At 73.9% G+C, this 20,791-nt stretch carries 20 protein-coding genes; 3 read left to right on the top strand and 17 right to left on the bottom strand.

Annotation, left to right across the window (positions count from 1 at the left end; translation table 11 throughout):
- Positions 1-76: 76 nt before the first annotated feature.
- The 4 genes from ACU436_RS20835 to ACU436_RS20820 form a co-directional block, all read right to left on the bottom strand.
- Positions 77-2,245, bottom strand: a complete 2,169-nt coding sequence (locus ACU436_RS20835; protein ID WP_459027690.1) for a putative bifunctional diguanylate cyclase/phosphodiesterase — start codon at positions 2,243-2,245, stop codon at positions 77-79.
- Between the two features lie 116 nt (positions 2,246-2,361).
- Complete coding sequence (locus ACU436_RS20830; RefSeq protein ID WP_459027688.1) at positions 2,362-2,721, bottom strand: sterol carrier family protein; 360 nt, start codon at positions 2,719-2,721, stop codon at positions 2,362-2,364.
- 82 nt (positions 2,722-2,803) lie between these two features.
- On the bottom strand, positions 2,804-5,071 hold the full coding sequence (purL, locus tag ACU436_RS20825; RefSeq protein WP_459027686.1) for a phosphoribosylformylglycinamidine synthase subunit PurL: 2,268 nt from the start codon (positions 5,069-5,071) through the stop codon (positions 2,804-2,806).
- Positions 5,072-5,082: 11 nt separating this feature from the next.
- Positions 5,083-5,727 carry a TetR/AcrR family transcriptional regulator gene (locus ACU436_RS20820; protein ID WP_459027684.1) on the bottom strand — a complete coding sequence of 215 codons (645 nt, stop codon included), beginning with the start codon at positions 5,725-5,727 and terminating at the stop codon, positions 5,083-5,085.
- An 81-nt stretch (positions 5,728-5,808) separates the two neighbouring features.
- Between ACU436_RS20820 and ACU436_RS20815 the strand changes: the two genes are divergently transcribed.
- Entirely contained in the window at positions 5,809-7,293 is a 1,485-nt protein-coding gene (locus ACU436_RS20815; RefSeq protein WP_459027682.1) for an FAD-dependent monooxygenase, read from the top strand.
- Positions 7,294-7,343: 50 nt separating this feature from the next.
- On the opposite strand, the gene ACU436_RS20810 is transcribed toward ACU436_RS20815, so the two are convergent.
- From ACU436_RS20810 to purS, 5 genes are read right to left on the bottom strand one after another with little or no spacing between them, the layout of a single operon-like run.
- Positions 7,344-7,796 carry a response regulator gene (locus ACU436_RS20810; protein WP_459027680.1) on the bottom strand — a complete coding sequence of 151 codons (453 nt, stop codon included), beginning with the start codon at positions 7,794-7,796 and terminating at the stop codon, positions 7,344-7,346.
- Positions 7,793-9,370: a sensor histidine kinase gene (locus tag ACU436_RS20805; protein ID WP_459027678.1), complete on the bottom strand. Its 1,578-nt coding sequence runs from the start codon at positions 9,368-9,370 to the stop codon at positions 7,793-7,795. The genes ACU436_RS20810 and ACU436_RS20805 overlap by 4 nt, the downstream gene beginning before the upstream one ends.
- Positions 9,367-10,542 (bottom strand): PP2C family protein-serine/threonine phosphatase, encoded by a 1,176-nt coding sequence (locus tag ACU436_RS20800; protein ID WP_459027676.1) that lies wholly within the window; start codon positions 10,540-10,542, stop codon positions 9,367-9,369. The genes ACU436_RS20805 and ACU436_RS20800 overlap by 4 nt, the downstream gene beginning before the upstream one ends.
- Before the next feature lie 28 nt (positions 10,543-10,570).
- Positions 10,571-11,245 carry a phosphoribosylformylglycinamidine synthase subunit PurQ gene (gene purQ / locus ACU436_RS20795; RefSeq protein WP_459027675.1) on the bottom strand — a complete coding sequence of 225 codons (675 nt, stop codon included), beginning with the start codon at positions 11,243-11,245 and terminating at the stop codon, positions 10,571-10,573.
- Positions 11,242-11,475, bottom strand: coding sequence for a phosphoribosylformylglycinamidine synthase subunit PurS (gene purS / locus ACU436_RS20790; protein WP_459027673.1), 234 nt, complete (start codon positions 11,473-11,475; stop codon positions 11,242-11,244). Before purS ends, purQ begins: the two co-directional genes overlap by 4 nt.
- A gap of 86 nt (positions 11,476-11,561) precedes the next feature.
- On the opposite strand from purS, the gene ACU436_RS20785 reads away from it, so the two are divergent.
- The gene (locus tag ACU436_RS20785) at positions 11,562-12,191 is read left to right on the top strand and encodes an MBL fold metallo-hydrolase (RefSeq protein WP_459027671.1); all 630 of its coding nucleotides are present in this window, start codon (positions 11,562-11,564) and stop codon (positions 12,189-12,191) included.
- A 5-nt stretch (positions 12,192-12,196) separates the two neighbouring features.
- On the opposite strand, the gene ACU436_RS20780 is transcribed toward ACU436_RS20785, so the two are convergent.
- From ACU436_RS20780 to ACU436_RS20755, 6 genes are all read right to left on the bottom strand, one after another.
- The gene (locus tag ACU436_RS20780) at positions 12,197-12,943 is read right to left on the bottom strand and encodes a DUF2334 domain-containing protein (protein WP_459027669.1); all 747 of its coding nucleotides are present in this window, start codon (positions 12,941-12,943) and stop codon (positions 12,197-12,199) included.
- Positions 12,944-13,016: 73 nt separating this feature from the next.
- A complete protein-coding gene (locus ACU436_RS20775; protein ID WP_459027667.1) occupies positions 13,017-13,847 on the bottom strand; it encodes a phosphoribosylaminoimidazolesuccinocarboxamide synthase in 831 nt (276 codons plus the stop codon).
- Complete coding sequence (gene purB / locus ACU436_RS20770; protein ID WP_459027665.1) at positions 13,844-15,262, bottom strand: adenylosuccinate lyase; 1,419 nt, start codon at positions 15,260-15,262, stop codon at positions 13,844-13,846. The genes ACU436_RS20775 and purB overlap by 4 nt, the downstream gene beginning before the upstream one ends.
- Positions 15,263-15,310: 48 nt before the next feature.
- Positions 15,311-15,883, bottom strand: coding sequence for a TetR/AcrR family transcriptional regulator (locus ACU436_RS20765; protein ID WP_459027663.1), 573 nt, complete (start codon positions 15,881-15,883; stop codon positions 15,311-15,313).
- Between the two features lie 34 nt (positions 15,884-15,917).
- On the bottom strand, positions 15,918-16,661 hold the full coding sequence (locus ACU436_RS20760; protein ID WP_459027661.1) for a hypothetical protein: 744 nt from the start codon (positions 16,659-16,661) through the stop codon (positions 15,918-15,920).
- A 13-nt stretch (positions 16,662-16,674) separates the two neighbouring features.
- Positions 16,675-17,193, bottom strand: coding sequence for a SigE family RNA polymerase sigma factor (locus ACU436_RS20755; protein WP_459027659.1), 519 nt, complete (start codon positions 17,191-17,193; stop codon positions 16,675-16,677).
- A 160-nt stretch (positions 17,194-17,353) separates the two neighbouring features.
- On the opposite strand from ACU436_RS20755, the gene ACU436_RS20750 reads away from it, so the two are divergent.
- Positions 17,354-18,460, top strand: a complete 1,107-nt coding sequence (locus ACU436_RS20750; RefSeq protein ID WP_459027657.1) for a threonine aldolase family protein — start codon at positions 17,354-17,356, stop codon at positions 18,458-18,460.
- Between the two features lie 111 nt (positions 18,461-18,571).
- Here the strand turns inward: ACU436_RS20750 and ACU436_RS20745 are convergent, their stop codons facing one another.
- Both ACU436_RS20745 and ACU436_RS20740 read right to left on the bottom strand, forming a co-directional pair.
- Positions 18,572-19,360: a potassium channel family protein gene (locus tag ACU436_RS20745; RefSeq protein WP_459027655.1), complete on the bottom strand. Its 789-nt coding sequence runs from the start codon at positions 19,358-19,360 to the stop codon at positions 18,572-18,574.
- Positions 19,361-19,525: 165 nt separating this feature from the next.
- Positions 19,526-20,644, bottom strand: coding sequence for a pyridoxal phosphate-dependent aminotransferase (locus ACU436_RS20740; RefSeq protein WP_459028177.1), 1,119 nt, complete (start codon positions 20,642-20,644; stop codon positions 19,526-19,528).
- Between the last annotated feature and the right edge of the window lie 147 nt (positions 20,645-20,791).

Genomic DNA, 20,791 nt, shown 5'->3' with positions numbered 1-20,791 from the left:
GGGCCTCCGCCGTCGGCCCTTCCATCCCCCACAAGACGCTCCTCGCGCAGACGGCTCAGTTTGGCGGCACGGCCGCTCAGCGGCCGATGCTACGCCGTGCGAGCTCCGGGACCCACTCTCCGGGACCGGAGTCACCGAACCACCTTCCCTGCCCGACGTCGCAGCCCAGCTCGGCCAGACGCTGGGCCTGCACGGCGGTCTCGACCCACTCGGCCGTTACCTCGAGGCCGAGCGCGTGGGCGAGCTCGACCAGCGCGCGGACGATCGCGGTGTCGGTGGGATCGGCGGACGGTCTGCGCAGCCCGTCGATGAACGAGCCGTCGATCTTCAGGCCGTGCACGGGGAGCCTGCGCAGCCAGGCGAGGCTGGAGTAGCCGGTGCCGAAGTCGTCCAGCGCGATCCGCACGCCCGCCTTGCGCAGCTCACCCAGGGCGTCCAGGACGATCCCCTCGTCGCCGAGCACCGCCTGCTCGGTGATCTCCAGCTGGAGCAGGCGTGCGGGCAGCCCGGTGTCGGCGAGCACGCGGGTGACCTCGCGCACCCACGTCGGCTCGACGAGCTGCACCGGCGACACGTTCACGCTGACGAACGGCGCCTCGTCGCCGAGCTCGCGCCACCAGCGCGCCGCCTGCTCGCAGGCGGCCCGCAGCACCCAGCGCCCGAGCGGCACGATCGCGCCGCTGTGCTCGGCCAGCTCGATGAACCGGCCCGGCCCCACCACTCCCTGCTCGGGGTGGTGCCAGCGCACCAGTGCCTCGGCGCCGCGCACCCGGCCGTCCGCCAGGCGCACGAGCGGCTGGTAGACGAGGCGGAACTCACCCCGGTCGATCCCCCCGCGGAGCCCGGAGAGCAGGGCGAACCGCGCGGCCTCCGCCGAGTCGCGCTCCGGGTCGAAGACCACCCGCCGCCCACCGCCGAGCGCCCGCGCCCACCCGCGGGCGACGTCGGCCGCCCTCAGCAGCTCGGAGGCGCTCCCGCGGGACGTGTCCGTCTCGGCCACCCCGATGCTCGCGGAGACGACGAGGGTGTGCCCGTCGATGTGGAACGGCGTGGCGAGCGCGGCCTGGAGCCGGTCGGCGAGCCTGCTGACGTCCGTGCCGCCCGCGGGTTCGGCGATCAGCACGACGAACTCGTCGTCGCCCGTGCGGCACACGACGTTGTGGCCGGCGGCGAGGTGCAGCCGCCCCGCGACGCCGAGCAGCAGCCGGTCACCGATCTGCTGGCCGAGCGCGTCGTTGATCGCGTGGAAGCCGTCGAGGTCGAGCGCGCAGATGCCCACCCGCGACGGCCCGTCGCCCGCGAACGCGCGGTGCATCCACTGGTCGGCCACCGCCTGGTTCGGCAGCCGCGTGAGCTGGTCGGCGAAGGAGGCCTCGCGCAGGCGCGACCACAGCCGGTGGCGGTCCGACACGTCCTCGACCAACCCGGTGACGTGCGAGGGGCTGCCGTCCTCGCCGAGCACGCGCGACGCCGTGACGTGCACCCACATCACCCGCGAGTCGGCGCGCACGAGCCGCATCTCCATGCGCACGACATCGGGCTCGCCGCGGCGCGACACGCGCTTCAGGCGTTCGACGACGTCGACCATGTCGTCGGGGTGCACGAAGTCCGACATCGGCCGCGGCTGGTCGAGCGGGCCCTCGAGGCCGAACATCCGGCAGAGCGCGGGGTTGAGGTCCAGCACCTTCCCGTCGAGCGACACGATGGCGATGCCCACCGCTGCCTGCTCGTAGACCGCCCGGATGTGCCGGCCGTCCACGGCCGACGCCCGCGCGGGACGGCCGGGCTCGTCCCGGTCGAGCTGGTCCCGATCACGAACGGCGCCCACCACACCGGCGACCAGCTCGTCCAGGGCCGCCGAGAGGCGGCGCTCCCCCTCGGGACCCCGCAACCCGAACGCCTCCGGCACGTCCCGGCGGAGGCGTCGGAGGCTGGGCACCACGAGGCCCTCGATGTCGGACTCGCCGCTGCGCTCGGTGGCCCGGCGCCCGCCCTCGGTGACCAGCTCGGCGCCGATCGCCCGCGCCGACAGCGGCCAGAACGGCTCGGCACGCAACACGGCGGCGAGCTTGCGCAGCAGGGTGGCCAGGTGCGCGGTCGCGCCGGGATCATCGGGGTAGGCGCTCTCGGCCCAGCGCACGGCGAGCAGATCGATCCGGTCGCCCTCCACGGTGCGGAGCGGCCGGAGCGCGGTCGGGTCACGCGGCGCCCCGATGGGCTCAGGAAGGCTGCGCGGTGCGACCACGCGGCCACCTCCTGTCGCCCGTTCGGTCCGGCCCGACCCTGATCGGATCAATCTTCCGTCCCTCGCCCGCGTTCGCGCCACCACGACGTGTTCACGTTCACCGGAGCGAGCAAACTTTAGAGCAATGGCAACAATCGGGAGACCTCGCCACTGCGGGTCCCCGAAGCCCGCAGCGCACCACTGTCGAGCGCTGCCTCCCACGTCATCCGCCCCGCCACGAGCGCGAGCCAGGTGCGCGCATCGGTCTCGACGACGTTCGGCGGCGTGCCCCGGCCGTGCCGGGGACCGCTGACACACTGGACCGCCCCGAACGGAGGGATCCGCACCTCCACGCTGTGACCGGGCGCGGCGGAGGCGACGGCGGCAAGGCTCTCCTTGACCGCGTTGCGCAGCACCGGCCGGTCCGGCACGGGCCCGCCGTCCAGCCACTCGAGCACGGCGGAGGTGATCCGCGTGCCGCTCGTTCCTCCCCGCACCCGCCGAACGGTAATCGATTCCGGGTGGACCTGACCCTTCGGACAGGTATCCGACCACGATCGGCCCATGCGCTGCGACCGCTCAGCCGAACAGCTTCGGAAGGGTGCCTTCCCACGCGGTGCGCAGCGTCTCGAGCGGCAGCCCAGGCACGTCCCCGACGGACAGGTCCGACCCGCCCGTCGTGCCGATCTCGCGCGCCGGCACCTCGGCGGCCGCCGCGCGGGCCAGTACCTCGGGGAGGTTCTCCGGGGCGACGGCGACGAGCACGCGGCCCGCCGACTCGGAGAACAGGGCCACGAACGGGTCGAGCGGCGGGAGCTGCACGGTGGCACCGCGCCCGCCCACGAGGCACGCCTCGACGAGCGCCTGGGCGAGCCCGCCGTCCGCGAGGTCGTGCGAGCCGGTGAGCAGCCCGGTCGCCGCGGCCTTCGCGAGCAGGTCCGCGAGCCGAGCCTCCGCGGCCAGGTCGACGGCGGGCGGGCGGCCGCCCAGGTGCCGGTGCACGACGTGCGCCCACTCGCTGCCGCCCAGCTCATCGCGCGTGTCGCCGAACAGCACGATCGCGTCGCCGTCGCGCCGGAAACCGGACGGGACGCGGCGGGTGACGTCGTCGAGCACACCGAGCACACCCACCACCGGCGTCGGCAGGATCGCGCGCTCGCCGGTCTGGTTGTAGAAGCTCACGTTGCCGCCCGTCACCGGGATGCCCAGCTGCGCGCAGCCGTCGGCGAGCCCGCGCACCGCCTGCTGGAACTGCCACATCACGTGCGGGTCCTCCGGCGAGCCGAAGTTCAGGCAGTTGGTGACGGCGAGCGGCACCGCGCCGCTCGTGGCGACGTTGCGGACGGCCTCGGCCAGCGCGAGCTGCGCGCCCGCGTACGGGTCGAGCGCCACGAAGCGGGCGTTGCAGTCGGTGGCGACGGCGATGCCCCGCCCGGTCCGCTCGTCGATCCGCAGCACCCCGGCGTCCGCGGGCTGGGCGGCCGCCGTGTTGCCGCGCACGTAGCGGTCGTACTGGTCGGTGACCAGCGCGCGGCTGCACAGGTTCGGGCTGGCCGCCATCCGCAGGATCTCGGCCTGCAGCTCGCTCGGCGCGGCCGGTCGGGGCAGCCGGTCGGGCGAGTCGGCGACCAGCTCGTCCTGCCGCTCCGAGCGGGCGACCGGCCTGCGGTAGACCGGGCCCTCGTGCGCGACCGTGCGCGGCGGCACGTCCACGACGGTCTCCCCGTGCCAGTCGATCACCAGCCGCGTGCCCGCGGCGACCTCGCCGATCACCGAGGCCAGCACGTCCCACTTGCGGCAGACCGCGAGGAACGCATCGACGTCCTGCGGGCGCACCACGGCGCACATGCGCTCCTGCGACTCGCTGGAGAGGATCTCCGCGGGGGTCATCCCGGAGGCGCGCAACGGCACCGCGTCCAGGTCGATGTGCATCCCGCCGTCACCGGCACTCGCCAGCTCCGACGTGGCGCACGACAGACCGGCGCCACCCAGGTCCTGGATGCCCACCACGAGCCCGGCGTGGAACAGCTCGAGGCAGCACTCGATGAGCACCTTCTCGGTGAACGGGTCCCCGACCTGCACCGACGGGAGCTTCTTGCGGCCGGTCTCCTCGCCGAACGTCTCCGAGGCCAGCACCGACACGCCGCCGATGCCGTCCAGCCCCGTGCGCGCGCCGAAGAGGATGATCTTGTTGCCGGTGCCGGACGCGAAGGCCAGGTGCAGGTCCTCGGTGCGCATCGCGCCCACGCACAGCGCGTTGACGAGCGGGTTGCCGAGGTAGCTCTCGTCGAAGACGACCTCGCCGCCGATGTTGGGCAGGCCCAGCGAGTTTCCGTACCCCCCGACCCCCGCGACGACGCCGGGCAGCACGCGCGCGGTGTCGGGCGCGTCGGCGGGACCGAACCGCAGCGGGTCGGCCACCGCGACCGGCCGCGCCCCCATCGCCATGATGTCGCGGACGATCCCACCCACGCCGGTGGCCGCACCCTGGTACGGCTCGACGTAGGAGGGGTGGTTGTGGGACTCGACCTTGAACGTCACGGCCCAGCCGTCACCGATGTCGACGACGCCGGCGTTCTCGCCGATGCCGGCGAGCATCCGCTTCCGCATGTCGTCGGTGGTGGTCTCGCCGAAGTAGGCGAGGTGCACCTTGGAGGACTTGTAGGAGCAGTGCTCGCTCCACATCACGGAGTACATCGCGAGCTCGGCGTCGGTCGGTCTGCGGCCGAGGATCTCCCGGATCCGCGCGTACTCGTCGTCCTTGAGCCCCAGCTCCCGGTAGGGCTGCGGCTGGTCGGGGGTTGCGGCGGCGTTCTTGACGGTGTCGGCGGCCGGGTGAGGCGTCACAGCTGGTCAGCCTACGTGGCGGTGCCGAACCCCCCGGGCGGTGTGCCCGCGATCCCGCGGTGCAGCAGGTCGGTCAGGGTGTCGATCGCCTCCTCGTCGTCGACGGGCGGGCGGGACCCGTCGCCGCCGACGGCGAGCCAGGTGTAGGCGAACTGGTCGAGCATGCCGTTCATGGCCGACACCAGCAGCCGGGGCTCGCCGGGCAGGGGGATCCCCGCGGCGCGCACCAGCGCGAGGTGCCCGACCATGTGCGCGTTGTCCGCGGAGACGATCTCCCGCAACCGCCTGCCGAACTCCGGGCTCACCGTCGCGGCCTCACGCAGGGCCACCATCTCCGGCAGGTGCCTGCGGTAGAAGTGCCAGTACGCGGCGACGTGCCAGCGCACGGCGGCACGCCGCGACAGGTCCGGGTCGTGCCGGGGGTCGGTCGCCGCGGTGTCGTCCTCGAGCATGTCGGTGAGCAGCGCCGTGAGCAGCTCGTCCTTGCTCGCGAAGTGGTTGTAGAACGATCCCGCGGCCCGCCCGGCGGCCGCCGTGATGTCGGTGATCTTCGTGTTGAGGTAGCCGCGCTCGGCGAAGACACGCCGCGCCGCCTCCTTCAGCGCCGCTTCCGTCTCCGCGGCCTGCGCCGCCCGCCTTCCCGCGGGAGCACTCATCGCGACCTCCTTGACGCGGCACGCTAGCAAGCATCACACTGAATCTTAATTCACTGAATCTAGATTCATCTCGGAGTGGTTATGGAACCATCGGTCCTCGTCGTGGGGGCCGGGCCGACCGGCCTGGTCCTCGGCATCGAGCTCGCACGCAGGGACGTCCCGGTGCGCGTGGTCGAGCGGTCACCCGTCGCGCCCGCCGGCTCGCGGGGCGACGGCCTGCAGCCGCGCACGCTGGAGGTCTTCGACGACCTCGGCGTGCTCGACGCGGTGCTCGCGGCGGGCGCCCCGCCCGCGGCCATGCAGGCGTACTCCGGCGATCGCTTCCTCGGGGAGAAGCGGATGGGACAGTGGCGCGAACCCACGCCCGACGTCCCGCACCCCAACGGCCACGTCCTGGGCCAGGACCGCACCGAAGCGATCCTGCGCGCCCGGTTCACCGACCTCGGCGGCCGGATCGAGTTCGGCACCGCGCTCGAGGGGTTCGAGCAGGACGCGTCCGGCGTCACGGCCACCCTCGCCGGTGCAGCCGGGCGCGAGACGGTGCGCACGGCCGTGCTCGTCGGCGCCGACGGCGGCGCCAGCACCGTGCGCCGCACGCTCGGGATCCCGTTCGAGGGGCGCACCGACGACTCGGTGCGCATGCTCCTCGGCGACGTGCGCGTGGCCGGGCTGGAGCACGACACCGGCTACTGGTTCGCCGACGAGCACGACCTGCGGCGCGGGATCTTCATGAGCCCGCTGCCGGGTGGGGACCTGTTCCAGTTCGCCACCCCGATCGAGAACGGGATCGAGGATCCGGAGCAGGCCGTCCGGGCGGCGTTCGCCGAGTTCTGCCGGCTCCCCGGGGTCGCGATGCGGGAGGTGGCCTGGTCCACGGTGTGGCGGCCGAACGTCCGGCTGGCCCGCCGCTTCCGCGTCGGCCGCGTGTTCCTCGCGGGCGACGCCGCCCACGCGCACCCGCCCACCGGCGGGCAAGGCCTCAACACCGGCGTGCAGGACGCCTACAACCTCGGCTGGAAGCTGGCGGCCGCCCTCGCCGCCGGCCCCGACCACGAAGCCGAGACGCTGCTCGACAGCTACGAGGCAGAACGGCGGCCCGTCGCGGAGCACGTGCTCGCCCTGAGCGAGAAGCTGCTGCGCCGCCACGTCGAGGGGGCGACCGACGCCCACGAGCGCGGCCGCGAGACCCACCAGCTCGACATCGGCTACCGCGGGAGCCCGATCGTCCGCGACGAGCGCGCCCGCCCCGGCCGGCTGCAGGCGGGCGACCGCGCGCCGGACGGGCAGGTGGTCGACGCCACCGGCCGCCGGCTGCGCCTGTTCGACCTCTTCCGCGGGCCGCACGCCACGCTCCTGGTGTTCGGCGAACCCGCGGCCGCCGCGGTCCCGGACGCGGCGCGCATCGTGCTCCCGGCCGGGCGGACCCCCACCGGCACCGCGGTCGTCGACGCCGAGGGCCTCGTCGCGGCCGCGTACGACGTTCCGGACGGCACCGCCGTCCTCGTGCGCCCGGACGGGTACGTGGGGGCGATCGAGCGGCGTACGAACGGCACTTTCGTCTGCTAAGTGCGTACGAGAGTGCCGTTCGTGCAACTGGAGACCCAGGAACCAACCATCTAGTTCCTCCGGAGGTCGGACGGGAGCTGGACCACGCTGATGAAGAAGTGGTCGATCTGTTTGATCGCCTCGATGAAGCCCTCGAAGTCGACCGGCTTGGTGACGTAGGCGTTGGCGTGCAGCTGGTAGCTGCGCAGCACGTCCTCCTCGGCCTGCGACGTGGTCAGCACGATCACCGGGATGTGCCGCAGGTCCGGGTCGGCCTTGATCTCCTGCAGCACCTCCCGCCCGTCGCGGCGGGGCAGGTTCAGGTCGAGCAGGATCAGGTCCGGCCGGGGCGCTTCGCCGTAGATCCCCTCGTGCCGCAGGTAGTCGAGCGCCGCCGCGCCGTCGGTGACCACGTCGAGCCGGTTGTGCAGGTTCTCCTCGAACGCCTCGCGCGTCATCAGGACGTCACCGGGGTCGTCCTCCACGAGCAGCACGTTGATGGTCTTGGCCTGCGGGTTCGTCATTCGGCGGCCTCCTCGGGGAGCGCGGGCAGGGCGAAGTGAATGGTGGTGCCCTCACCGTCGCCGCCGGAAACCACCTCGATGTGACCCTGGTGGAACTCGACGATCTTCTTGGCCAGGGCGAGCCCGATCCCCGTGCCGGGGTACTCGTCGCGTCCGTGCAGTCGCTGGAAGATCACGAAGATCTTCTCGCTGTACTCGGGTTCGATCCCGATCCCGTTGTCGACGACCGTGATCGCCCACATGTCGCCGTCGCGGCGCGCCTCCACGCGCACGACGGGGGGCACGTCCTCGCGGTGGAACTTCAGGCCGTTGCCGATCAGGTTGGCCAGGAGAGCCCGGAGCAGGCCGGGATCCCCCGGCACCGTCGGCAGGGCACCCAGCACGATCTCGCCGCCGACCTCCTCCCGGGCCTGCTCCAGCTGCGCCGCCGCCGTGGCGGCGACGGCGCCGAGATCGACCGTTCCGAAGTTGGCGCTGGTACGCCCGACGCGGGAGAACGCGAGCAGGTCGTTGATCAGCTGCTGCATCCGCTGCGCGCCGTCGACGGCGAACTCGATGTACTGGTCCGCGCGCTCGTCGAGCTTCCCGGCATAGCGCCGTTGCAGCAGCTGGCAGAAGCTCGCGACCTTGCGCAGCGGCTCCTGCAGGTCGTGGCTGGCCACGTAGGCGAACTGCTCCAGGTCCCGGTTGGAACGCTCCAGCTCGCGCGCCTGGTCGTCCAGGCGCCGGTTCACGGCCTGGGCCTCGTCGAGGTCGCGCAGGATGTGGCGGCGCATCGCGTCGACGTCCGCGCCGAGCTCCCGGATCTCGCCCGGCCCGTCGACGTCCACCTCCCGGTCGGTGTCGCCGGCGACCACCTCGCGCACCTGCTCCGCCAGGTCGGACACCGGGCGCAGCACCATCCGGCGCAGGCCGAACCCCACCACCGCGAGCAGGACGAGCAACGTGACCCCGATCGTGGCGCCCGACCACGCGACGAACGACGAGGCGGATCCCAGGTCGTCCCGCGCTTCCTGCCGAAGCACCTCGAGCCGGTCCTCGAGCGTGCCGGTCGCGCCGCGCACCCGGTCGAAGAAGGCCCGGCCCGCGGCCAGGCCGGGCGCCGTCGGATCCGCGGCGATCACCGGGTCGGCGTACGCCGCGCGCCAGTCCTGCTCGGCCTGCACCGCGGCGTCGACCTCCGGGGCGATCTCCGGGAAGTCGAGGGTGGCGGCCCGCAGCTCGGCCACCGCGGTGTCGCTGCGATCGACACCCGCGTAGTACGGCTCGAGGAACTGGCGCTGCCCCGTGAGCAGGAACCCGCGCACCCCGGTCTCCTGGTCGAGCTGGGCGGCGGACAGCCGCCCCGCGGCGAGCACCGCGGGCCCGACCTGCTCGAGGAGCGCCGTGCGGGCCCCCGTCAGCCGCCACAGCGCGCTGACGCCCAGCACCACGGTGCCGCTCGCGACCAGCGCGGCGAGCACCGCGCCCACCACGAACACCCGCGCGAGCGGCCAGTGCCCGCTCCCCGCGGTCGGGCGCAGGCGCAGCGGGTGGCGCCGCGAGCGGCGGGTGAGCTCGGCGGGCGCCGTCACGGGTTCCCGTCCCCGGACAGGATGAGGATCGCGACGTCGTCGGCCAGCGGCCCCCCGTTCAGCTCCTGCGCCTGTCCGACCAGACGCGCGGGCAGCAGCTCCAGGTCCGTCTCCCGCTCCTGCGCCAGCATCGCGTGCAGCCCCTCCTCCCACAACGGCTCGCCGGGCTCGGGTCCGCGGCCCTCGATGAGCCCGTCGGTGTAGGACAGCACGGACCACCCGGCCTCGAGCGGGGCCGTCAGCGGGTCCCACACGGCATCCGGCAGCACCCCGAGCGGCACGCCGACGGGCGGGTCCAACGGGCGCAGCTCCGGCCGCAGCAGCACGGGTGGCGGGTGTCCGGCCAGGCGCACCACCGCCTCCCCGCGCCCAGCGCCCGTCGTCCGGACGGCGATCGCGCACACCGTGGTGAACAGCGCCGGGTCGTGCCGCTCGCTCACCAGCACCTGCTGCAGCTTGGGCAACAGCTGCGGCTCGTCCACACCGGCCAGCACGAGCGCGCGCCAGGAGACGCGCAGCATCGCGCCCAGCGCGGCCTCGTCGGGCCCGTGGCCGCAGACGTCACCGACGATCGCGTGCACCGTGCCGGTGGGACCGAGGACGGCGTCGAAGAAGTCGCCGCCGATCAACGAGCGCGTGCGGCCCGCCCGGTAGAACGACCGGGCACGCACCCGGCTCCCCGCGAGCAGCGGCGAGGGCAGCAGCCCCCGTTCCAGCCGCGCCGACTCGGCGGCGGCCAGCTGCTCCTCGCGCAGCCGCAGGAGGCTCGTCTCGGCCCGGCGCCGCTCCACGGCGTAGCGCACCGCCCGGATCAGGACCGGCCCGTCCACCTTGCCCTTGACGAGGTAGTCCTGCGCTCCGGCCGCCACCGCCGCCACCCCGAGGTGCTCGTCGTCCACGCCGGTGAGCACGCACACCGCGGCTCCCCCGTGGGCCCGCAGGACGTGCCGCAGCCCGTCCAGGCCCTGGGAACCGGGCAGGTTCAGGTCGAGCAGCACGCAGTCCGTGCCGCGCAGCAGGTCGCCCGCCACCGCGTCGGCCACCGACGAGACCGCGACGACCTGCAGCTCCGGATCCACGTCGGCGAGCAGCTCCCGCACCAGGAACACGTCGCCCGGGTCGTCCTCGACCAGCAGCACCCGCTTCGGGGACGTGGTGACGGGCGCGGTCATCTGCGCGGTCTCGGGGATCCGGCGCCGGTCAGGCAGCCGACACCGCGGCCTGCAGCACCGACGTGAACAGGCCGAGCCCGTCGGTCGACGGCCCGGTCAGCGAGTCGATGGCGTGCTCGGGGTGTGGCATGAGCCCGACCACGCGCCCGTCGGTGGAGGCGATGCCCGCGATGTCCGCGATCGCACCGTTCGGGTTGCCACCGGCATAGCGGAACACGATCCTGTTCTCGGCCTCCAGTTGCGCGAGCGTCGCGGCGTCGGCGACGAAGCGGCCCTCCCCCGACTTGATCGGCACCAGCAGCTCCTGCCCGGCCGTGAACCCGCCCGTCCACGCGGTGGCGGTGGACTCCACCCGCAGCAGCTGGTCCCGGCAGACGAAGTGCAGCCCGGCATTGCGCACGAGCGCGCCCGGCAGCAGCCCGGCCTCGCAGAGGATCTGGAAACCGTTGCAGATCCCGAGCACGGGCGTGCCACGCCCCGCGGCGGCCACGACCTCGGTCATGATCGGCGCGATGCTCGCGATCGCGCCGGCGCGCAGGTAGTCCCCGTAGGAGAACCCGCCGGGCACGACGATCGCGTCCACGCCCCGGAGGTCGTGCTCGGCGTGCCACAGCGCCACGGGCTCCGCGCCCGCGTACCGGACCGCGCGGGCGGCGTCGACGTCGTCGAGGGTGCCTGGGAACGTGACGACACCGATCCTCATGAACGGGTCACCACCCACTCCTCGATCACGGGGTTGGCCAGGAGCGTGGCCGCGACCCGCTCCAGGGTCTCGTCGTCCACCGACTCGTCGACCTCCAGCACGAAGTGCTTGCCCTGCCGCACGTCTCCGACACCGGCAACCCCGAGCCGCGTGAGCGCCCCGGCCACCGCCTGGCCCTGCGGGTCCAGGATCTCCGGCTTGGGCATCACGTCCACCACGACCTTCGCCACGCACATCAGCGTACGGGCGGCCGCCCACGCGCTCGTCGGTAGACTCCGCCCGGCACGCTGCGCATCGAGATCCCCGGGGCCGCCAGATGACTCAGATCACGCACTACGGCCATTCCTGCCTGCTGCTCGACACCGGGTCGGCGCGCCTGCTCTTCGACCCGGGAGCGTTCTCGGCGGGCTTCGAGCCGGTCCGCGGGCTGGACGCCGTGCTGGTCACGCACCAGCACTTCGACCACCTGGACGCCGACCGCATCCGCCCCCTGCTGGACGCGAACCCGGACGCGCGCCTGATCGTCGACGCGGGCACCGCCGAGCAGCTGGACGGGATCACGCACGAGGTCGTCGGGCCCGGCGAGACCGCGGAGGTGGCGGGAGCGCGCATCGACGTGCTCGGCGGGCAGCACGCGGTGATCCACAGCGACATCCCGATCGTCCCTAACAACGCCTACCTCGTCGACGGCACCCACCTGCACCCCGGCGACTCCTTCACCCCGCCGCCCGAGCCCGTCGAGGTGCTCTTCCTGCCCACCGGGGCACCGTGGCTGAAGGTCGCCGAGGCCGTCGACTACCTGCGGGCCGTCGCGCCGCGCACGGCCGTCCCGATCCACGAGGCCGTGCTCTCCCGCCCGGCGATGCACTACGGGATGTTCGAGCGGCTCGGCCCGGAGAAGACCGCGATCCAGGTGCTGGAGCGGGAGCAGCCCACCACCCTCTGAGCCGGTCAGGCGGCGGAGGCCACCGCGGTGAGGTGGTGGGTCGCCGGCGTCGCGCCCAGGCCGAGCGCGGCGTCCACCGCGGCCAGCACGGCGGCGCGCCGCGGCGGGCGCTTGAGGTCCTTGGCCCGAACGTTGATCCGCACCAGGCCGCCGCGGCGCACCGTGCGCGTCACCTCGGCGATCAGCACCCGGCAGCGCCACGCCTCGGCGGCGCGCCGGCCGTCCGCGACGGGGCGACGCTCACCGGACACCCGGAACCCGAGCACGCGCGAGCGCACCAGCCCGTCCACCGGCTCCCGGAGGAACCGCACCCCGTGCTCGTCGGCGAGCACCCCGAAACCCTGCTCGCGCAGCGCGTCGACCGTGCCGGGCGACGCGATGAAGCGCGGCGGCACGAACACGTCCGTGCGCAGCCCCAACGCCGTCAGCGCCCGGCGGGCCGCCACCAGCCGCAGGCCGGCCTCGTGCCGCGGCAGGGCGGCGAACTCGGCACGCCTGCCCACCCGGGGCAACGCGATCGGCGCGGCGGTGTGGTCGTAGCCGTGGAGCACGAGCGCGTCACCCGCGGCGCGCCGCTCGTGGATCCACCGCGCGAGCGGGGAACCGATCGGAACGCCCGCGGGGCGCAGCAACTGCGAGACCGGGACGCCGCGCGCCTCCAGCTCACCCGTGAACGCGACGGCCCGGTCGAGCGCCTCCGCGGCGTCGGGGATCAGGCCCGAGAGGGAGACGACCAGGTGCGATTCGGCCACGTCGCTATGGACTCATGCCGGCGTGAACAGCGGTTGACCAGGCCGTGAGGGGCGGATGGTTACCAAGCGCCCATCACAGGTCGCGACCCGTGAGCCGCTCGTACGCCTCCACGTACCGCGCCCGGGTGGCCGCCACGACGTCGGCGGGGATCTCCGGGCCGGGCGGGGTGCGGTCCCAGTCGAGGCCCTGCGACCACTCGCGCAGGAACTGCTTGTCGAACGCGAACTGCGGCCGGCCCGGCTCCCACGAGTCGGCGGGCCAGAAGCGCGACGAGTCGGGCGTGAGCACCTCGTCGGCCAGCACGATCTCGCCGTCCGCGCCGACGCCGAACTCGAGCTTGGTGTCGGCGACGACGATCCCGCTGGCCGCAGCGGTCTCGGCACCCCGGGTGTAGACGGAGAGCGTCAGCTCCCGCAGCCGCTTCGCGGTGTCCGCGCCGACAGCCGCGACGACGTCGTCGAACGTCATGAACTCGTCGTGCTCACCGACCGGCGCCTTCGTGGTGGGCGTGAAGATCGGCTCCGGCAGCTTCGAGCCCTCCACGAGCCCGCCCGGGAGCGGCACCCCGGACACCGTGCCCTGCTTGCGGTACTCCTCCAGCCCCAGCCCGGCGAGGTAGCCGCGGGCGATGCACTCGACGGGCAGCATCGAGAGGCGCCGGCAGCGGACCGCGCGCCCGGCGAACTCGGCGGGCACGTCCGAGCCGGAGATGACGTGGTGCGGCACGATGCCGGCCAGCCGCTCGAACCACCACAGCGAGAGCTGGGTGAGCACCCTGCCCTTGTCCGGGATGGGCGTGGGCAGGACCACGTCGTAGATCGACACGCGGTCGGACGCGACCATGACCAGGTCGTCGCCGTCGCTGTAGAGGTCGCGGACCTTGCCCGAGTGCAGCAGCTTCACAGGATCGCTCCGGGGGTGTAGGCGGCAGCGTCCGGGTGGGCGTCCACGACCTCCCGCACGCGCTCGATGACGGCGGCCACCTGGGCGGTGGCCGCGCCCGTGAACCGCAGCGGGTCGGCGAGCAGGCCGTCGAGGGCGCCGGCGGGCAGCCCGAGCCGCTCGTCGCCCGCGAGCCGGGCGACGAGGTCGTTGTCCACCTGGCCCTTCTCCCGCATCGCGAGCGCGACGCCCACGGCGTGCTCCTTGATCACCTCGTGGGCCGTCTCCCGCCCGACCCCGGCCCGGACCGCCGCCATCAGCACGGCGGTGGTGGCGAGGAAGGGCAGGTAGCGGTCCAGCTCGCGCGCGATGACGGCCGGGTAGGCGCCGAACTCGTCGAGCACCGTCAGGGCCGTCTCGTAGAGGCCGTCGAGGGCGAAGAACGCGTCGGGCAGCACCACGCGGCGCACCACGGAGTCGGAGACGTCGCCCTCGTTCCACTGCCCGCCCGCGAGCTCGGCGGCCATCCCGGCGTAGCCGCGCAGCAGCACGAGCATGCCGTTGACCCGTTCCGCGGACCGCGAGTTCATCTTGTGCGGCATCGCCGACGACCCGACCTGCCCCGGCTGGAACCCCTCGGTGGCGAGCTCGACGCCCGCCATCAGGCGGATCGTCGTGGCCAGCGACGACGGCGCGGCGGCCAGCTGGACGAGCGCGCTCACCACGTCGAAGTCGAGCGAGCGCGGGTAGACCTGCCCGACGCTGGTCAGGGTGCCGGAGAACCCGAGGTGCCCCGCCACCCGCCGCTCCAGCTCGGCGAGCGTGGCGGGGGCGCCGCCGAGCAGGTCGAGCATGTCCTGCGCGGTGCCGACCGGGCCCTTGATGCCGCGCAGCGGGTAGCGCCCGCGCAGGTCCTCCAGCCGCGCGTACGCGACGAGCAGCTCGTCGGCGGCGGAGGCGAACCGCTTCCCCAGCGTGGTGGCCTGCGCGGCGACGTTGTGCGAGCGCCCGGCCAGCACCAGCTCGGCGTGCTCCCCCGCCCGGCGGGCCAGCCGGGCGAGGAGCGCGACGGTGCGGTCACGCACGTGCTCCAGCGAGAGTCGCACCTGCAGCTGCTCGACGTTCTCCGTGAGGTCCCGGCTCGTGAGGCCCTTGTGCACGTGCTCGTGCCCGGCGAGGGCGTTGAACTCCTCGATGCGCGCCTTGACGTCGTGGCGCGTGACCCGCTCGCGGGCGGCGATGGACTCCAGGTCGACCCGCTCGACGACCCGCTCGTAGTCCTCCAGCACGCCGTCCGGGACGTCGACGCCCAGCGCACGCTGCGCCTCCAGCACCGCGATCCAGAGCCGCCGCTCCAAGACGATCTTGTTTTCCGGCGACCAGAGCCGGACCAGCTCCGGGCTCGCGTAGCGGGCGGCAAGCACGTTGGGAATCACGTTCCGGCAGCTTACGGCCCGGGCCCGCCTCCAGGTGGGGCGGTGGCGTCAGAGGGTGCGGAGGAGGAGCTCGCGGCCCACCGCGCGGGGGTCGGGGTCGGACTCGATGAGGGCGCTCACCACGGCCCCGTCGATCAGCGACACGAGGTCGCGGACGGCGACCGGGTCGAGCGATCGCCCGGACCGGGCGAGGATCCGGCCGAGCAGGGCGTCGAACTCGTCGCGCATCTTCCGCATGAGCGGCGCCAGGTACGGCCGCCGCCCGGCGCCGACCAGCCGCTCGAAGCGCAGCAGCGCCGCCTCCAGCCCCCGCTCCCGCGACTCCCGCCCGATCAGCTGGTCGAGGATCAGCTCGACCAGCTCGTCCGTGCCGAGCACACCTTCCGGAAGGGCGTCGAGCTGCTCGCGGACCTCCGCCAGCTCGTCGCGACCCGTGCGCTCGACGGCCGCCGTGACCAGCTCCTCCAGCGAGGAGAAGTAGTAGGTGGTGGACGCCAGCGGCAGCCCGGCCCGCTCGGCGACGGCCCGGTGGCGCACGGCGTCGAACCCGCCGGAGCGCAGCAGGGCGGCAGCGGCCGAGACCAGCTCCTGCCGCCGCCGTTCCCCCTTGGTCGTGCCCACGCCCCCATCCTCCTCCCCGAGCCGGGCGCGGGGCTCAGAGGCGGGGCGCGAGCTCGGTGACCAGGGTGTGGACGCGGTCCGCGAACGGGGCCGGCGCGCCGGGCCCGTCGCCGCGGGTGATGACGACGACCGTGCCACCGCTCGCCGTCGGCGCCGACACGCCACCCGCGGCGGCGCTGGGCGCCGTACCGGGCGGCAGGTACTGGACGGTGAGCAGCCCGGCCGTCGCGCCGTCCCGGACCTCGAGGTTGACGCCCCGCTCGCCGCGGGGCCGGCACTCCTCGGAGATCGCCGCCCGGGGCGCTCCGACCGCCTCGGGGAGGAACTCCTCCACCACCGCGCGCAGCGCCGGGTCCTGCCGGTCGGCGCACACGGTGGTTCCCGGCCCGAGCGGCGGCGGCCCCCCGACGGCCGCCGCCCCCGGGGCCGGCGCCATGAGCACCCCCGGCCCCGAACCGGGCGCGCCCTCCTGCGCCGCGGGCGGTGGTGCCTTCTCCCGGGCCCGCGAGTCCGCGGACGGGGCATCCGGGGCGAGCATCGGCGCGGCGACCGTGGCCGCGTCACCCCCGCCCGCCGACCCCCCGGGCAGCACGACGGCACCGCCGATCCCCACGACGGCGAAGAGCGCGAGGCCACCCACCACGACCGCCGTCCGCCGGCGCGCGGTGATCCGCCGCGACGTCCGCACCACCGTGTCGTGGTCGAACCCGGCCTCCGGCGAGGCGGAGTCGGAGGCGGCGGCGCGGAACAGCGCGCCGAGCCTCTCGTCGTCGGTCATGTCCCCCACCTCCCTATCCAGCCGGTCGCAGGTCGTCGAGCGAGTCGCCGAGCACGGCGCGCAACGCCGTCAGCCCGTGCGAGGTCTGGCTCTTGACGGTGCCCTCGCTGCAGCCCAGGGCCGCTGCCGTGCCGGCGACGTCGAGCCCGTCGAGATAACGCAGTACGAGCACGGCGCGCTGGCGCGGCGGCACGGCCCGCAACCCGTCGACGAGGACGTGTCGCGTCGTGACCGCCTCCGACGCCGACGGCACCACGGCCTTGTCGGCCGGCGGCTCCGCCGTGAACCGCTCCCGGCGCCACGGCCGCCGCGACTCGTCCACAACGGACCGCACCAGCGTGCGACGCACCCACGCGTCGAGCGCGTCACGGTCGCGGATGCGCCGCCAGTGGCGGTGCAGCTTCACGAACGCCGACTGCGCGTGGTCGTCGGCGCGGTGCCAGTCACCGCACAGCAGGAAGGCCGTGCGGCGCACGGCGTCGCGGCGCGCGCGGAAGTACTCGGCGAACTCCCGCTCGCTGGCGTCGTCCACCCGGCCCTTCCCCCTTTCGCCGGTCTTTCGTGCAAGGGACGCGAGCATGCTCGACCGTGGTTGTCCCGGCCGGACGGAATCGCCCGAACGGCCTAACGCTGTGACCGTTCCGTGACCCTCCCGCCGCTGGAGGAGTCTCCTCCTGGTTGAATCGAGGCCCGTGCGACCCACCTCTCGAACCCGGCGATCATCGGCCCACGACGGCCCGATCGACCTCCGCTCGGACACCGTCACCAAGCCCACCAAGCAGATGCGGTCGGCAATGGCCGCGGCCGAGGTGGGCGACGACGTCCTCGACCGCGACCCCACGATGCGCGAGCTGGAGATCCGGGTGGCCGGGATGCTCGGCGCCACCGATGCCCTCTGGACACCCAGCGGTTCGATGGGCAACCTCATCGCGCTGATGCACCACCTCGGCCGCGGCGACTCCTTCCTCGCCCCCGCCGGCGCGCACGTCCTGGACAACGAGCTCGGCACGGCGGCGTGGCTCGCCGGCGGGATGCCGCGCCCCTTGGAGCACGACGCCGGGCCGGGCAAGGTCTCGCCCGCCGCCGTGCGCCGCGCCGCGGCCGGGGGCGCCGGGCCGTACCACGCGTTGCGCACCACGCTGCTCTGCCTCGAGAACACGCACAACGCGGCCGGGGGCACGGTCACCGCCCCGGACGAGCACGCGGGCGTCGTCGCGGCGGCCCGGGGCGCGAAGCTCGCGGTGCACCTCGACGGCGCCCGGCTCTGGCACGCCGCGGTGGCGCTCGGGGTGCCGCCTGCGGCCCTGACCGTGGGCGTCGACACCGTGCAGGTCTGCCTCAGCAAGGGCCTCGGCGCGCCGGTGGGTTCGATGGTGGCCGGCTCGGCCGAGTTCATCGCGGACGCCCGACGGTTGCGCAAGATGCTCGGCGGGGGCGTCCGGCAGGGTGGCGTGCTGGCCGCGGCCGGTCTCGTCGCGCTCGACCGCATCGATCGACTGAGCGAGGACCACGACCGCGCCCGCGCGCTCGCCGCCGGGCTGCGGGAGCGCGGCTGGGAGGTGGCCGTCCCGCAGACCAACATCGTGCTCGTCGCGGTCGCCGACCTCGCCGGCACGCTCCAGCGGTTCGAGGCGGCCGGGGTGCGGGCGGGGCCGATGTCCGGCCAGGTGCGGTTGATGACGCACGCCGACCTCACGGACGCCGACATCGCCGCCACCCTGCGCCGGATCGGACCGATCGAGGGCCCGGCCGGCCACGCCGACGGCCGCCGGTCCTCGGTGCGCCCGGGAAGCCGCTGACCCCCACTTGGCCCTGACCGCACATACCGTGTGGGCTCCGCACACATGCCGGGACATGTGTGCCGCACCGCGGCGGTGTGTGCGGCGGCCCTGGAGTTGAGCGGGAGCCCGCTACTCAGGACGGGCGCTGCTCCGTTCCAGCGCGTCCAACCGGGAGTTGATCATCCGCAGCTCGGCCAGCACGGCGGCGACCTGCGCCTCGGCCCGATCGACGTCGGCTGTCACCTCGCCCAGCTCCCGCTCCACCACCGCCTCGGTGCGCCGCAGGTTCTCCACGAACCACGAGGCGATCGAGGCCGTCACCACACCGAGCAGCGCGATGCCCGCCACCATCAGCGACACCGCCACGAGCCGCCCCTCGAGGGTCACCGGGTAGCGGTCGCCGTAGCCGACGGTGGAGATCGTCGTGATCGTCCACCACACCGCGTCACCGAACGTCGTGATGGAGGCGTCCGGCGCGTACCGCTCGGCGTCGAGCACCGCGAGCGACGCCACGAACCCGATGAGCACGACGCTGCCCGCCACGTAGAAGACGACGCGGCCACGGGCGTCGTCGCGCAGCTGCCGGTTGAGCACGCTCACCACGGTGATCAACCGCAGCGCGCGCAGCTGCCGGAACATCGGCAGCGCCAGGATCACCAGGTCCAGCAGGTGGGTGCGCACGAATCGCCAGCGGCGGCGGGCCAGTGCGATCCGCACCAGGTAGTCCAGGGCGAACACCACCCAGGTGCCGTTCAGCACGACCTCCAGCGCATCCCGCCCGGCCGCCGGTAGCGACGTGTCGAGCACCTGCCACGCGTAAGCCACGAGGAACAGGGCGGCGAGGCCGGTGAGCCACCAGTCGACCCGCCGGTTCCACATGTCGATCCGGGGTTCGGCGACGAGATCGGGTGGAGCCATGTCACGGAGAGTATGCGCCGCTCAGATCGCCGGGCCCGGCCGTCCCTTGATCGCTACGAGACCACGCTGAACGCCCTCGTGCGGGCGGTTCCCGCATCTCGGATCGATCCACCCGGCGAGACCCGGGCCCGCCCTCCAGGGAGTGCTTCAGCCGCACGCCGAGCATCAGCTGCGCGACAGCCACGCCTCCAGGCGCTCCAGGGTCTCCGTGATGTCCTCGGTGGCACCGGCGAACGACAACCGGATGAACCGCCCGCCGGCCACCGGGTCGAAGTCGATCCCGGGTGCCGTGGCGATGCCGGTCTCGGCGAGCAACCGCTGCGTGAGGTCCATCGAGTCGACCGTCAGGTGCGAGACGTCGGCGTAGGCGTAGAAGGCGCCGTCGGCGGGCGCGAGGCGGGTGATGCCGAGCCGGGCGAGGCCGTCGAGCAGGAGCTCGCGGTTCACGGCGTACCGGGCGACGTGCCCATCGGCCTCCGCGTAGCTCGACTCCTCGAACGCGCCGAGCGCCGCGCGCTGCGCGAGCGTCGGCGGGCAGATCGTGAAGTTCCCGGTGAGGCAGTCGGCGGCGCGCAGGAGCCGCGGTGGCACGAGCAGCCAGCCCAGCCGCCAGCCGGTCATGGAGAAGTACTTCGAGAACGAGTTGACGACGATCGCTTCCCGCGAGGTCGTCCAGGAAGACGACGTCGCCGGGGCACCCGGGTAGGAGATGCCGTGGTAGATCTCGTCGCTCACCAGCTGGACGCCGGTCCGCTCGCAGTACTCCGCGAGCGCCGCCAGCTCCGCCGCGTCGAGGACGGTGCCCGTCGGGTTGGCCGGGCTCGCGACGACGAGGCCCTGCACGGGCTCGTCGAGGGCCTCCAGCATCGCGACGGTGGGCTGGAACCGGGTCTCGGGGCCGCACGGCAGGTCGACGACCTGGCAGCCGAGCGCGGTGAGGATGTTGCGGTAGCAGGGGTAGCCCGGGCGCGCGAGCGCCACCCGGTCGCCGGCGTCGAACGCCGCGAGGAACGCGAGCAGGAACCCGCCCGACGATCCGGTGGTGACCACGACCTGCTCGGGCGGCACGTCGAGCGCGTACGTGCGTGCGTAGTGCCCGGCGATCGCCTCGCGCAGCTCCGGTATCCCGAGGGCGACGGTGTAGCCGAGGACGTCGCCGTCGAGCGCTGCCGCCGCAGCGGCCCGGACAGCGGCCGGGGCCCGCGTGGAGGGCTGGCCCGCGGAGAGGTTGACGAGGTCGCCGTGGGTGCGCTGGCGCTCGGCGGCAGCCGCCCAGACGTCCATGACGTGGAACGGCGGCACCGCGGCCCGCGCGGCGACGGTGAGCTGGGCTGGCGGCACGGGCTGGATCGACACCATTCGGAGCATATGCGGATCGGCGGCCGCCCCACGTCGATGGAGGGCGACCGCCGATTCCGTACCGGGACGTGC

It is taken from the genome of Pseudonocardia wallangbongensis (assembly GCF_054486945.1).
This window is presented reverse-complemented; position numbering and strand designations above follow the sequence as displayed.

Bases quoted from the DNA above. Each gene is read 5' to 3' on its own strand.
- ACU436_RS20815 (WP_459027682.1), top strand. From the start codon at position 5,809: ATGGAACCATCGGTCCTCGTCGTGGGGGCCGGGCCGACCGGCCTGGTC.
- ACU436_RS20820 (WP_459027684.1), bottom strand. From the start codon at position 5,727: ATGAGTGCTCCCGCGGGAAGGCGGGCGGCGCAGGCCGCGGAGACGGAA.
- ACU436_RS20740 (WP_459028177.1), bottom strand. From the start codon at position 20,644: ATGGACGTCTGGGCGGCTGCCGCCGAGCGCCAGCGCACCCACGGCGAC.
- ACU436_RS20810 (WP_459027680.1), bottom strand. From the start codon at position 7,796: ATGACGAACCCGCAGGCCAAGACCATCAACGTGCTGCTCGTGGAGGAC.
- ACU436_RS20785 (WP_459027671.1), top strand. From the start codon at position 11,562: ATGACTCAGATCACGCACTACGGCCATTCCTGCCTGCTGCTCGACACC.
- purQ (WP_459027675.1), bottom strand. From the start codon at position 11,245: ATGAGGATCGGTGTCGTCACGTTCCCAGGCACCCTCGACGACGTCGAC.
- ACU436_RS20800 (WP_459027676.1), bottom strand. From the start codon at position 10,542: ATGACCGCGCCCGTCACCACGTCCCCGAAGCGGGTGCTGCTGGTCGAG.
- ACU436_RS20745 (WP_459027655.1), bottom strand. From the start codon at position 19,360: ATGGCTCCACCCGATCTCGTCGCCGAACCCCGGATCGACATGTGGAAC.
- ACU436_RS20760 (WP_459027661.1), bottom strand. From the start codon at position 16,661: ATGACCGACGACGAGAGGCTCGGCGCGCTGTTCCGCGCCGCCGCCTCC.